10 protein-coding genes are annotated in these 13,912 nt (G+C 56.4%); 7 read left to right on the plus strand and 3 right to left on the minus strand.

The features are described from left to right. Nucleotides 1–20: 20 nt before the first annotated feature. Nucleotides 21–1,391: a tRNA lysidine(34) synthetase TilS gene (gene tilS / locus FNL37_RS05520; protein WP_159355405.1), complete on the plus strand. Its 1,371-nt coding sequence runs from the start codon at nucleotides 21–23 to the stop codon at nucleotides 1,389–1,391. Here the strand turns inward: tilS and FNL37_RS05525 are convergent. Continuing rightward, on the minus strand, nucleotides 1,388–2,029 hold the full coding sequence (locus tag FNL37_RS05525; RefSeq protein WP_159355407.1) for an arylesterase: 642 nt from the start codon (nucleotides 2,027–2,029) through the stop codon (nucleotides 1,388–1,390). The genes tilS and FNL37_RS05525 overlap by 4 nt on opposite strands. Between FNL37_RS05525 and FNL37_RS05530 the strand changes: the two genes are divergently transcribed. From FNL37_RS05530 to FNL37_RS05555, 6 genes are all read left to right on the plus strand, one after another. Next, a complete protein-coding gene (locus tag FNL37_RS05530; RefSeq protein WP_159355408.1) occupies nucleotides 2,028–2,717 on the plus strand; it encodes an ABC transporter ATP-binding protein in 690 nt (229 codons plus the stop codon). The two genes, FNL37_RS05525 and FNL37_RS05530, sit on opposite strands and share 2 nt — an antisense overlap. Then, a complete protein-coding gene (locus FNL37_RS05535) occupies nucleotides 2,714–5,203 on the plus strand; it encodes an ABC transporter permease (RefSeq protein ID WP_159355409.1) in 2,490 nt (829 codons plus the stop codon). The genes FNL37_RS05530 and FNL37_RS05535 overlap by 4 nt, the downstream gene beginning before the upstream one ends. A gap of 203 nt (nucleotides 5,204–5,406) precedes the next feature. Further along, entirely contained in the window at nucleotides 5,407–7,830 is a 2,424-nt protein-coding gene (locus FNL37_RS05540) for a TonB-dependent receptor (RefSeq protein ID WP_159355411.1), read from the plus strand. 27 nt (nucleotides 7,831–7,857) lie between these two features. Then, nucleotides 7,858–9,276, plus strand: coding sequence for a sigma-54-dependent transcriptional regulator (locus tag FNL37_RS05545; RefSeq protein WP_013442518.1), 1,419 nt, complete (start codon nucleotides 7,858–7,860; stop codon nucleotides 9,274–9,276). 97 nt (nucleotides 9,277–9,373) lie between these two features. Beyond that, a complete protein-coding gene (gene purT, locus FNL37_RS05550; RefSeq protein WP_013442517.1) occupies nucleotides 9,374–10,573 on the plus strand; it encodes a formate-dependent phosphoribosylglycinamide formyltransferase in 1,200 nt (399 codons plus the stop codon). Further along, complete coding sequence (locus FNL37_RS05555) at nucleotides 10,573–10,986, plus strand: group II truncated hemoglobin (RefSeq protein ID WP_159356163.1); 414 nt, start codon at nucleotides 10,573–10,575, stop codon at nucleotides 10,984–10,986. The genes purT and FNL37_RS05555 overlap by 1 nt, the downstream gene beginning before the upstream one ends. Nucleotides 10,987–11,063: 77 nt before the next feature. On the opposite strand, the gene FNL37_RS05560 is transcribed toward FNL37_RS05555, so the two are convergent. Next, complete coding sequence (locus FNL37_RS05560) at nucleotides 11,064–12,443, minus strand: DEAD/DEAH box helicase (protein WP_159355413.1); 1,380 nt, start codon at nucleotides 12,441–12,443, stop codon at nucleotides 11,064–11,066. Nucleotides 12,444–12,481: 38 nt separating this feature from the next. After that, nucleotides 12,482–13,888: a DEAD/DEAH box helicase gene (locus tag FNL37_RS05565; protein ID WP_013442513.1), complete on the minus strand. Its 1,407-nt coding sequence runs from the start codon at nucleotides 13,886–13,888 to the stop codon at nucleotides 12,482–12,484. Between the last annotated feature and the right edge of the window lie 24 nt (nucleotides 13,889–13,912).

Consider the following 13,912-nt stretch of genomic DNA (forward strand, 5'->3'; position numbering starts at 1 on the left):
ACAAGTCGCCGCCTCCGTCGATGTCACATTCTGCCGCCCCGGGTTCTGCCGGGGCGCTTCATTCCTCCCGCTTGCAGCAACATCTGCAGCAATTCATTACCCAACACCATATTGAAGGCCATTTGCTCGTCGCGCTGAGCGGCGGGCTGGATTCCTGCGTTTTGCTGCACCTGCTGGCGACGCTACCCAATAACCCCGGCATCCGGCTTTCCGCCATGCATGTGCATCATGGCTTGAGTCCGCATGCCGATGAGTGGGCAGAGCATTGTCAGCGCCTGTGCGCCAGCCATGCTATCCCCTTGCAGGTCGTGCATGTGCAGGTGCCGCGCGATAGCGGGCAGGGGCTGGAGGCCGCTGCACGGCATCTGCGCTATGAAGCCATGCGGGCGGCCCACGCCGATTATGTGGTACTGGCCCATCATCTGGATGACCAGGCAGAAACCGTCATGCTGCAACTGCTGCGCGGCGCAGGTATGCGCGGCCTTGCCGCCATGGCGAGTTATGATGCTCAGCAAGGTCTGCTGCGCCCTTTGCTGGATATTTCACGCGCGCAGCTGGCTGAGTATGCCGCGCAGCATCAGCTGGAATGGGTAGAAGATGAAAGCAATCACGATACCCATTACGACCGTAATTTTTGTCGCCAGCAAGTGTTGCCGCTGCTGGAGCAGCGATTCCCTGGCGCAGGCAAGGCGCTCGCGCGCAGTGCGCTGCATGCGGCTGAAGCCGAGAGCCTGCAGATGGCGCTGGCACAGCTGGATGCTGCAGATGCCCAGCGTGGGGATGCTTTGAATGTGGCCCGCTTGCAGGCACTGGGCGAGGCGCGCGCGCGCAATCTGCTGCGCTGGTGGTTATCGTCGCGCTTGCGTTACCTGCCGCACCGCGAGCATCTGCAGGAAATGCTGCGGCAACTGCTAACGGCCGCAGACGATGCCAAACTCGCCTTGCTGCTGGATGGCGAACAGGGCTTGTGGCTGCGGCGGTATCGTGGACATGCCTATGTGGTAGCCCAACGCAAGTCTGCCGATCTGGATATCGTCTGGGATCAACAGCCTGTGGTCGCCTTGCCTGACGGTAGCCAGCTCAAGTTTGAACAACAGCGGGGTGCCGGATTGGCACTTGAACGCCTTGCCGGGAAACGCCTTCATATTCGCCACCGGCAAGGCGGTGAGTATTTCAAGCCCTATGCCAATCGACCAAGCCGGTCGCTCAAGCATTGGCTGCAGGAGGCTGAGATGCCACCCTGGCAGCGCGAGCAGTTACCGCTGGTGTTTGCTGATGATGTGTTGATCTGGGTGCCGGGTATCGGCATGGCAAGCCATTTGCAGGCGGAGTCGCATGAGGAAGGGCTGCTGATACGCTGGAGCGGCAGCCCCTTGAAACAGCAGAGTTAAGGCGCGATTTTCAGTGCAGGTGCCAGCACCTTCCATACGTTATCCAGCAATCGCTCCTGGGCTTCGGCACGTGGGTGCAGCCCATCGTCCTGATTCAGGCTGGCATTGCCTGCCACGCCTTCCAGCAGAAAGGGCACCAGCGGCAATTTGTGCGCTTCTGCCAACTCGCGGAAGCTGCCATTGAACGATTGCGTATAACGAGGGCCATAGTTGGGGGGAATCATCATGCCGATCAGGATGGTCCTGGCCTTGGCAGCCTCGTTGGTGGCGATGATCTTGTTGAGGTTTTGCTGCATCTGCTCAACGGGAAGGCCACGCAGGCCGTCATTCGCCCCCAGCTCCACCAGCACCAGCGAGGGCTGATGCGTACGCACGGCCTCGGCGATGCGGCTCAGGCCACCGCTGGTGGTTTCGCCGCTGATGCTGGCATTGACGACACGATGCGGCAGCCCGCGTTGTTGCAAACGCTGCTGCAGCAGGCTGACCCAGCCCGATTCACGCGGAATACCATAGCCAGCCGACAGGCTGTCGCCGAACACCAGAATGACAGGTGCAGAATTGCTGGATGGCGCGGCCGCCATGGCGGTGAGCGCGGTGCAACACGAAAAAAACGTAATGATCAGTAAACGGAAAATCATGCAGAAACCTTTGGCAGTTGAAGCAGTAAAACTCGATAAACATGTTAACAGTAATGGTAACCCGCTGGTCATCCTGAGTGGACTGGATCTGGCGATTGCAGCAGGGGAGCGGATTGCCATTGTCGGCAGTTCCGGTTCCGGCAAGTCCACCTTGCTGGGCTTGCTCGCCGGGTTGGACAACCCCACGCAGGGGAAAGTGCTGATCCAGGGGCAGGATATCGCACCGCTGGATGAAGATGGACGCGCGGCCCTGCGAGCACGCAGCATGGGCTTTGTGTTTCAGTCGTTTCAACTCTTGCCTACGCTGACGGCGCTGGAAAATGTCATGCTGCCCTTGCAACTGGCGGGGCGTGACGATGCCAAATCGCAGGCCATGGCTGCGCTGGAACGTGTCGGGCTGGCGCATCGCCTCTCGCATTACCCACGTCATCTTTCCGGAGGTGAGCAGCAGCGCGTCGCCATCGCACGGGCATTTGCGCCGCGGCCTGCCATCCTGTTCGCCGATGAGCCCACAGGCAATCTGGATGCTGCCACTGGCGAAAACATCATCGAGCTCTTGTTCGCGCTCAATGCCGAATCCGGCACCACGCTGGTACTGGTGACGCATGATCTCAAGCTGGCGAATCGCTGCGGCCGCGTGCTGAGCCTGCAGCAGGGCCGTATCGTTGAGCTGGAAGGTGTGGCATGAGTCTGGCATTCAACCTGGCCTGGCGTCAGCTGCGCAGCCAGTGGGCCGCAGGCGAAATCCGGGTGCTGTTGCTCGCCCTGGTGATGGCGGTGGCCGCTACCACCTCCGTCGGATTTTTTACAGACCGCATTCAATCCACGCTGGCGCGCCAAGGCGCCATGCTGCTGGGTGCCGATGCCGTTATTGTGGCGGATCATCCCATTCCACCGCGCTTTGCTGAAGAAGCCAGGCAGTCCAATATACAGATCAGCCATACGCTGGAATTCCCCAGCATGGTCCTGAGCGGCGAGCGCAGCCAGCTTAGTGAAATCAAGGCGCTGGGGGAGGGCTTTCCTTTACGTGGCGCGCTGATGATCCAGCAGAACGGCGGAACTGCGCATGAGGCACAAACGATTCCCGCGCCAGGTACGGTGTGGATAGAACCCCGCCTGGCGAATAGCCTGCAATTGCAAGAAGGGGATAGCCTGGAGCTCGGCAATAGTCGTTTCAAAGTGAGCGCTATTCTTTATAGCGAGGCATCGCGTGGCGGCGATATGTTCAGCTTTGCCCCCAGGGTGATGATGAACGCGGCGGATGTGCAGGCGACAGGTTTGATCCAGTTTGGCAGCCGGGTGAAATACCAGCTGCTGCTGGCAGCCGATGCTGGTGCCATGAAAAGCTATACCGACTGGGCGCAGCCGCTGCTGGCCCGCGGCGAACGTTTGCAGGATCTGGCGACAGCCCGGCCGGAAATCCGCAATGCCCTGGAGAAAACCCAGCAATTTCTCGGGTTGGCCGCCATGGTGAGCGTGGTATTGGCGATGGTGGCGATGTTTCTGGCGGCCATGCCCTATGTGCAGAGCAGTCAGGATAGCTATGCGCTGATGCGTTGCTTTGGCGCCTCCGGCAAGCTCATCTCGCGAATTCTTTTATTACAGACGCTGATGCTGGCGGTGATCGGCAGTGCGCTCGGCAGCCTGCTCGGGTTTGTTGGGCAACTGGGCCTGGGCTGGCTGGCGGGTAAACTGTTTGTCGAGACTTTGCCGGCCCCGAGCTGGCAACCCGCACTCGCCGGATTTATTGTTGGCTTTGCGACCTTGCTGGCCGTAATGTGGCCCAGCCTGCTGCGTTTGCGCAACGTGCCGGCCTTGCATATTTTGCGGCAGGATATTGCCTTGCCATCATGGTCTGCGGTCTGGCAATACACGCCCAGCGTGTTGCTGGCATTTGGGCTGATTGCCTGGCATGCTGGGGATATCAAATTGGCCCTGGCCGCGATTGGTGGTTTCTCTGCCTTGATCATTGCCGTGCTCGCTTTAACCCGCTTGTTGCGGCGCTTGCTGCTGGCCTTGCCGCAACAGCAATCGGGGGCCGTGCAACTGGGGCTTGCTGCCATACGGCGTCGGCCCCGACTCTTCATGGCACAGGTGCTGGGTTTCAGCCTGGGCATGGCGGCGCTCATGTTGCTCGCCCTGATACGCGGCGATTTGCTGCATAACTGGCAATCTTCCCTGCCGCCGGATGCGCCTAACCGGTTTGTCATTAACATCCAGGCGGATCAGCTGGACGCGATCAAGGCATTTTTTAAACAGGAAGGCCTGCCGACGCCAGAGCTGCACCCCATGGTGAGGGCGCGCCTGACCGCGATTAACGGCAAGCCGCTGGACATTGCCAGCTATAAGGATGAGCGCGCCAAGCGGCTGGCCGAGCGCGAGTTCAATTTATCCTGGGCTGCGGACATGCAAGACGACAATCGCTTGCTGGCAGGGCAGTGGTGGACGCCAGATCAGGCGGGCCAACCGTTGCTTTCGCTGGAGCAGGGCATCGCCGATATGTTGCATGTGAAGCTGGGCGATCATCTGAGCTATGACGTCGCCGGGCAACCGCTGGAACTGACGGTCAGCAGCCTGCGCAAGGTGGAGTGGGATACCATGCGGGCGAATTTCTTTGCCCTGACACCGCCCGGTGTGCTGGATGCCATGCCCGCCAATTATCTGACCAGTCTGCATGTGCCGCGTAACCGGGAAAACATGCTCAATCGCCTGGTGCAGCAGTTCACCAACCTGACGGTGATTGATGTCGCGGCGGTGCTGGAGCAGGTGCAGGCGATCATCAACAAGATGACGAGTGCCTTGCAATACATTTTTGGCTTTAGCGTATTGGCTGGCTTGATTGTGCTCTATGCGGCGCTGGTGGCGACCCGGCGCGAGCGAGTGAAGGAGGCGACCCTGTTGCGGGTCCTCGGCGCCTCGACCAGACAGATCCGGCAAAGTGTATGGGTCGAGTATCTCGCCGTCGGCTTGATGGCAGCGCTGGTGGCCAGCCTGATCGCCAATGGGCTGGCGTTTTATATCAGTCAGCAGGTGCTGAATATTCCTTTCAGCTTTAACTGGCAGACCAGCATCCTGACGATAGTCCTGGCGATGGTATTGATCCCGATGGCGTCCTGGTGGGTGCTCCGGCGCTTTTTGCGTTTTTCACCGCGCGAAATTCTGCATAGCACCTGACCACCGAGGTGGTTGTAATTGGTTGTATGCAGCCAATGTGGTGGTTGTATACAACCAATTTGGTTGTAGAATGCAACCATGTCATATGCGCTGAAATTTTATTTCCATGTTTAGTATTAAAGGCTTATCTCTCTCTCTCGTTCACTGGCATGAAACTTGTGTAGCAGCTAACGTTTTTAACAGTGGAAATTAGTGGAGAGACCATGAATCAAACAACCAGATTCCGCCTCAACGCGGGAGCGGTGATAGTGGCCAGTTTGTTAGCTGTTCCGCATTTTGCGGTGGCAGAAACAACGACGCAATCTGCCGAAGAGCAGAAGGCCGATACCCTCAAAGTTAAAAAGCTGGAAGTTGTCAGCACGACACCTTTGCAGTCTATCGGTTTGCCTCTTGAGCAAGTGCCTGCGAATATCCAGGTCGTCAAGGGCGAAGATATGCGCAATCAGGGCAGCCTGACCATTGCCGACTACATGAACCAGAACTTGGCCGGTGTAAACGTCAATGACACCCAGAACAATCCTTTCCAGCCTGATATCAACTTCCGTGGTTACTCCGCATCGCCATTGCTCGGCACGCCGCAAGGTATGTCTGTATTTGTTGATGGCGTGCGTGTGAATGAGCCTTTCGGTGATGTTGTCAGCTGGGATCTGATCCCGATGAATGCCATCCAGGGCATGTCGCTGATCCCTGGTTCCAATCCCTTGTTTGGTTTGAATACCCTGGGCGGTGCCATTTCCATCCAGACCAAGAGCGGTCGTACCAACCCTGGCGGTGCCGTGGAAGCCTACACCGGCTCCTGGGGCCGCAAGGCAGCCTCTGCCGAATACGGCGGTGTTTCCAAGGATGGTTCGGTGGATTACTTCTTCTCCGCCAACTCCTTCACTGAAGATGGCTGGCGTAAATATTCCCCCACCGATGTTCGCCAGGTATTTGGCAAGGTGGGCTGGCAGAATGAAACCACCCAGATCAACCTCAGCTACACCGGTGCTGATAACGACATGATCGGTAACGGTCTTACGCCTAACAGCATGCTGCGCACGCTGGGTCGCGAGACTATCCTGACGCGTCCTGACCAGACCAAAAACACCATGTCCATGCTGAATTTGAACGGCGCGCACTGGTTCAATGATGATGTGATGCTGAGCGGTAATGTCTATTATCGTCATGCCAAGACCAAGACCTTGAATGGTGATGGTAATGATGATGTTGTCGCAACTGGTGATGGTAATGGTGATGCAGAGTTTGGCGATGGTTCATGCGTTGCTGGTGGAGATGCTGAGGATGCTGAATCTTCATGTGCTGGTGCTTTGAATCGCAGCACATCCAAGAAGAACAGCTACGGTTTCACTACGCAGCTGACCTTCAATCAGGACTGGCTGCAAAAGAAGAACCAGTTCATCGTCGGTATGGGCTATGACTATAGTAAAACGCGTTTCACCCAATCCACTGAATATGGCGACTTGACAGATTCCCGTTCGGTAACTGGCCTGGGTCTGTTCTCGGATGAAGCCGCTGTGAACCTGACCGGCAAGACCAAAACCTGGAGCGTATTCGCGACCGATACTCTATCGCTGAATGAGTTCTGGCATCTGACTGGTTCTGCCCGTTACAACCATACCAAGGTGGAAAACACAGACAAGCTGATCCCAACGGGTGATGAGTCCTTGTCTGGCGATCATAGTTTCAATCGTATCAACCCTGCAATTGGTCTGAATTTCACACCTACACGTGATCTGACCGTTTATGGTTCTTACACTGAAGGTAGCCGTGCACCAACTGCTATTGAGTTGGGCTGTGCAAATCCTGAGCAACCATGCAAGTTGCCAAATGCCATGGCGGGTGATCCACCACTCAAACAAGTGGTTGCCAAGACATATGAGGCTGGTATGCGTGGAAACCTGACTAAAGATGTGCATTGGTATAGCAGTATCTACCGCGCACAAAATACCGATGATATCCAGTTTATCTATGCCAGTGCATCTAATGGCATGGGGTATTTTGATAACGTTGGGAAAACTCGTCGTATGGGTTTGGATGCAGGTCTGAATGGATCTATCGGTGCATTTGACTGGCGTATTGGGTATAGCTACATCAAGGCCACTTACGAAAGCGATTTCACATTGGTGAACGAAGTGAATAGTTCGAGTGAGGTCATTGGCCAGGATTCCGATGGCAATGATGTTGAAGGCATTCGCGTGAAAAAGGGTGATCGCATGGTTGGTATCCCATCGCATCAGATCAAATTCCGTGGTCAGTACGCTATTACACCCAAGTGGGTTGTCGGTACTAATGTTTTCTTGTTCTCCGATCAATATGCTCGTGGTAATGAAAACAACAAAGACACTGGCGATGGCGCAAAGTTGGGCGGCTATACAGTGGTTAACTTGGATACCCGCTATAACGTTGGCAAAGGCTGGAGTGTGTTTGCAAAAGTCAACAACCTCTTTGACAAGGAGTACAGCAGTGGCGGCATGATCGGCGAAACCTTCTTTGGTGCTAACGGTGCTTACTTGAATGGTGATGATGACCGTGCAAGCCTGCGTGCTCCTGGTTCTCCTCGTGCCGGCTGGATCGGTGTGCGCTGGGAATTTGGCGGTGCCAAGCCTAGCGTTGCGGATGCTAACTAAGCGCTAACCCACATGCAAGCAACCATCATGGAAGAATCGGCTGCACATCATGCAAATGTGAAACCCAGGATGCGTATCTTGCTTGTTGAAGATGAAGCAGTATTTGCTCGTGCCGTAGCCAAACGCCTGCAAAAGGCGGGCTACGAGTGCGAGCATGCAGAATCGATTGCAGACGGCCGTGCATTGGCACGGCAGTTTGCACCCGATCTGGCATTGCTGGATATGCGATTGCCAGATGGAAACGGATTGGAGCTGCTCTCTGATCTGGTGGCAAAAGGTGTAGCCGTGATTGTGCTCACCGCCCATGGCGATGTGATGGATGCCGTCAATGCCATGAAGCAAGGGGCGACCGATTACATTAAAAAACCGGTAGACCTTGAAGAATTACTCTTGGCGATAGAGAAAGCGGAAAACGCGACCAACCTCAAACGCCAGCTGGACTACTCGCGCCAGCGCAATTCCCACGAAACTGAAAATATTGAAATGCTGGGGGAAAGTGCCCCCATACAAGCTATCCGAACACAGGTGGAGCGCATTGCCCAATTGGTGTCAGTTGAGGCTGCTCCGCCTACCATCCTGATTTCCGGCGAGACCGGAACCGGAAAGGACGTGGTGGCACGCCTGCTACACCAGTCCTGCAAAAATAGTGATCGTCCGTTTGTGCATGTGGATTGTGCATCCCTGCCGAGCGAACTGATCGAAAACGAGTTGTTTGGTCATGAGAAGGGCGCATTCACCAGTGCGCAGAATGCGCGCTGCGGCCTGATTGAAGCGGCCGAAGATGGCACGCTGTTTCTGGATGAAATCGGCGAGCTGCCATTGACCCTGCAAGCCAAGCTCTTGAATGTGCTGGAGCGGCGCGTGGTGCGCCGCATAGGCTCTACCAAGGAGCGCCCGGTGATGGCGCGCTTTATTGCCGCTACCAATCGAGACTTGCAGCAAATGGTGATTGACGGTCGCTTTCGTTCCGACCTGTTTTATCGCCTGAATGTGTTATCCCTCAATATGCCGCCGTTGCGCGACCGCGGTGGTGATGTTCTTCTGCTTGCCCAGCATTTTGCGACGCAGACCGAGCGCCGGTATGGCCTGGAAAAGCGCGTATTTTCGCCGGAAGTGACCGAGATGCTGATGCGCTATCGCTGGCCTGGCAATGTGCGCGAGCTGCGGCATCAGATCAGCCGGGCGGTGTTGCTTAGCAAGACCGCTCAAATCAGGCTACAGGATGTGGCGTTGCCCGTGGAACTGGTGGCAAACGTCAAGCTGACGACGACAGCGACAGAGGATGTGGCGGCGGCTACCCGCATGACGCTGGATGCTGCTGAAAAGCTTATGATCGAAAAAACGCTGGAACAAACCCATTTCAATATTTCCGAAGCGGCGCGCCAGTTGGGGATTACCCGCATGGCAATGCGCTATCGCATGGAAAAACACGGCATTCGTGCCTGATTTATCTCCCATCAGCTAATCCAGACACGCCGCACGCGGCATAGGTCAAGCACCTGCCCGCATGATAAAATGCACGCTTCATTCCCCCGGAGCGATCATGAATATTGGTACCCCCCTCACGCCCAGTGCCACCCGCGTCATGCTGCTTGGTAGCGGTGAGCTAGGCAAGGAAGTCATCATCGCGCTACAGCGCCTGGGTGTTGAAGTGATTGCCGTGGACCGTTATGCCAATGCACCGGGGCATCAGGTGGCGCACCGCAGCCATGTGATCGACATGACCGATGCTGATGCGCTACAGGCGCTGGTCGCCCTGGAAAAACCGCATCTGATCGTTCCCGAAATTGAAGCCTTGAACACCGAGGTGCTCGCCCGTATTGAAGAGCAGGGCCTGTCGACGGTAGTGCCCACGGTAAAAGCGGTGCAACTCACCATGAATCGTGAGGGCATACGCCGCCTGGCCGCCGAAACCTTAAGTCTGCCCACTTCCCCTTATGCATTTGCCCGTAGCGAGCAGGAACTGCAGGCCGCGATTGATAACGGCATAGGCTATCCCTGCTTTGTGAAGCCGACCATGTCGTCTTCTGGCAAGGGCCAATCGCGCATTACCTCTCAGGATCAGGTAGCAAAAGCCTGGGATTACGCCGCCAGTGCCGGGCGGGTCAATCAGGGTGTCGTGATTGTGGAGGGCCAGATTGCGTTTGATTTTGAAATTACCCTGCTGACCCTGCGCGCAAAGGATTCCACTGGCGCTATCCAGACCTATTTTTGCGAGCCGATTGGCCACCGCCAGGAAAGTGGCGATTATGTGGAAAGCTGGCAGCCACAGGCAATGACCTCCCAGGCGTTGGCTGAAGCACAACGTATCGCCAAGGCGGTCACCGATAGTCTGGGTGGCCTGGGTTTATTTGGTGTGGAATTGTTCATCAAAGGCGACCAGGTCTGGTTCTCCGAAGTCAGTCCGCGTCCACATGATACCGGCATGGTGACCATGGCCAGCCAGCGCTTTAACGAATTCGAACTGCACGCTCGCGCCATTCTTGGTTTGCCGGTGGATACCCGCATGCTGGCGCCAGGCGCCAGTGCCGTTATCTACGGCGGCGTGGATACCGATGCCCTGGTCTTTGAAGGGCTGGACGCCGCATTGCGCGTGCCGGAGAGCGATATTCGCCTGTTCGGCAAGCCCGAATCCTTTGTACGTCGTCGCATGGGGGTTGCGCTGGCAACGGCGCCTGGTGTGGATGAAGCCCGCGCCCGCGCGCACTTGGCGGCCTCGTTGGTCAAGCCCAGAGAAGCATGATGCTGGACAAGATAGGCGAACCCGGCAGCAGCAAGGCCACGTTTTTCGAGTTACTGGGTGGTGTGGATCAGATTCGCGGCCTGGTCGAGCGTTTTTACGATGTCATGGACAGCGACCCAAAAGCCGCCAATCTCCGCGCCATTCATGCGGCTGACCTCACCGAAGCGCGTGAAAAGCTGTTCATGTTTCTGACTGGCTGGACGGGTGGCCCGCAGCTTTATATTGAGCGCTATGGTCATCCCTTTTTGCGTCGTCGCCATCTGCCATTTGCGATTGGCGAAGAGCAGCGCGATCAGTGGATGTACTGCATGGTGCGAGCCATGCATGACATAGGCGTGGAAGAGGAGGTCATGCGCAAACTGGCTGAAGCCCTGTGGGGTGTAGCCGATTTTATGCGGAATAAACCTGGTTGATTTGACGGGCAACTGAATAAAAGAAAAGGCCGCGAATGCGGCCTTTTAATTTTTACATCGTGATGCTCTGCTAAGTGTTAGTCGCGTTTCAGCAAGCCACCAAGCAGTGCTGCCACTTCTTTTTTCTGCTTGTTGCGTGCCAAGCCCATGGATTGTTTCACCTCGGCATTGCCGGAGGGTTCATAGGGCTTGTCAAACCAGGGGTCCTGATTTTTGCGTGGGGCAGGGGAGCGTGGAGCTGCCGGCTTGCGATCTGCCGAATCGGCACGTGGCTCACGGGCTTCTCTTGCGCGCTCGCGAGGCCGTTCTGCTACTACGGCCGTTTCCCGCGGGATCTCGCGCTTGATCAGCTTTTCGATTTCCTTCAGGTATTTTTCTTCCTCTGGGCATACCAGCGAAATCGCGGTGCCTGAAGCGCCAGCCCGGCCTGTACGACCAATGCGATGCACATAGTCTTCTGGCGCGCTAGGCAGTTCAAAGTTGATCACCATGGGCAGCTGGTCTATGTCCAGTCCGCGTGCAGCAACATCGGTTGCTACCAGGGTGGTTACCTTGCCCTGCTTGAAAGCTTCCAGTGCCTGCATGCGTTCCTGCTGACTCTTGTCGCCATGGATCGCATCTGCTGCAATGCCTTCGCGTACCAGTTGCCGCGCAAGACGACTTGCCGTCAGCTTGGTTTTGGTAAATACGATGGTTTGCTCACTGTTGCTTTCCAGCAGCAGCTTGGCCAGGAAGCTGTCTTTGCTGTCTTTGTCGAGCTGATACACCTTCTGCGTCACTTTGTCAGACGCTGCATTGCTGCGAGCGACTTCGATCAGCTTGGGGTTGGTCAGAAACTCTTCGGACAGTTTTTTGATGTCATTGGAGAAGGTGGCCGAGAACATCAGGTTTTGCCGCTTTTTAGGCAGCAACGCCAGAATGCGCTTGAGGTCAGGCATAAAGCCCATGTCCAGCATGCGGTCTGCTTCATCCAGAATCAGCATTTGCACTTGTCCGAGCTGCACGGTGCGCTGCTCCACGTGATCCAGCAGGCGACCAGGGGTCGCTACCAGAATTTCCACACCCTTCATCAGGCTGGGGGTTTGCGTCTTGATGTCCACGCCGCCAAATACCACCAGCGAACGCAGGGCCGTATGCTTGGCATACACCTTGACGCTTTCCTCTACCTGAATGGCGAGCTCCCGTGTCGGCGTCAGAATCAACGCCCGCACCGGATGGCGAGCTGGCGATGCACTGCTGCTCGCCTGCGGCAATAGCTTTTGCAGCAAGGGGAGTGAAAAGGCGGCGGTTTTACCAGTACCGGTCTGGGCACCGGCCATCAGGTCGTGCCCTTGGAGCACGACGGGAATGGCCTGCGCCTGAATCGGCGTGGGCACGGTATAGCCAAACTCTTCCAGCGCCTTGAGAATTTCAGGCGCCAACCCCAGGTCTGCGAAACGAATGTTTTCTGTACTCAATGTAGTCTATGGGCTTTATTGTTGGTTAACAGGGCATTTTACGCAAAATTGCGTGGACGGCGAGGCGCATCAGCACGCTTCTGGCCACCAAACTTGTCATTGCCACGGTTGCCTTCGCTGCGATTACCTTCGCTACGGCCACCGAAGCCACGATTGCCTTCGGAATTGCCTGCGCCGGAAGCCGAGCGTGGGTTATTGCCAGCATAGCCGCCTTGGCCGCGTGGCTTGAAGCCACTCTTGCTGCCAGGATTGCCGCTACGTGGACGACCATTGCTGCCGCGGTCATCGGTGCGTGGGGCTGGACGCTTTGGCTCAAAACCTTCGATCACCGTGATCTCAATGCGCTGACCAGTATATTGCTCAATTTTGCGTAATTGATGACGGTCTGCATGTGAAGCGAAAGAAACAGCGACACCGGTGTTACCAGCGCGGCCAGTACGGCCGATACGGTGAACGTAGTCTTCGGCAAACTTCGGCAGATCGTAATTGATGACGTGGGTAATGCCTTGTACGTCAATACCACGGGCTGCCACATCGGTAGCTACCAGTACACGTACATCGCCGTGACGCAGCTTGGTCAGCGTGCGGTTGCGGGCACCCTGGGTCATGTCTCCATGCAGCGCGGCAGACTTGTGGCCGGCAGCATACAGATCTTCAGCCAGCAGGTCAGCGTGACGCTTGGTGGAGGTGAAGACGATAGCCTGGTTAACATCAGGAGCGATCAGGAGATGTTCCAGCAGCTTGTTCTTGTGGTTCATGTCGTCCACGAAGTGCAGGCGCTGTTCGATATTGGCGTGCTTTTCTTTTTGTGCGGCGATCTGGATGACTTTCGGATCCTTCAGCAGCGTTTTTGCGATGTTGGCGATCGGGCCTTCAAAGGTGGCCGAGAACATCAGGGTCTGACGCTCGCGTGGCAGTGCTTCGTTGATGCGTTCGATATCGGGCATGAAACCCATGTCCAGCATGCGATCCGCTTCATCCAGAATCAGCATTTGCAGACGGGACATATCAATACGGCCGCGTTCCATGTGGTCCAGCAGACGGCCTGGGGTCGCTACCAGAATATCCAGTGGTTGCGACAGCAGCTTGTTTTGCAGTGGGTAAGGCATGCCACCGACGATGCTGACGGTACGGGCACGCATGAACTTGCCGTATTTGCGGGCAGCATCATTTACCTGGGCTGCCAGTTCGCGGGTTGGGGTCAATACCAGAATACGTGGGCCACGGCTCTTGGACGGATGGATGTCAGCCAGGAGATTCAGGGCTGGCAGCGTGAACGCTGCGGTTTTGCCGGTGCCGGTCTGGGCAGAAGCCATCAGATCGTGACCAGCCAGGACTTCAGGAATTGCCTGAGCCTGAATAGGAGTAGGGGTGGAATAGCCAGCTTCCTCCAGCGCACGCAGGATGGAAGGATGCAGATTCAGAGTTTCAAAAGTTACGGACACAATTTTCCCTTAAGGTGAATTACT

Source organism: Methylovorus glucosotrophus (assembly GCF_009858335.1).
In the GTDB taxonomy this organism is placed as follows: domain Bacteria; phylum Pseudomonadota; class Gammaproteobacteria; order Burkholderiales; family Methylophilaceae; genus Methylovorus; species Methylovorus glucosotrophus.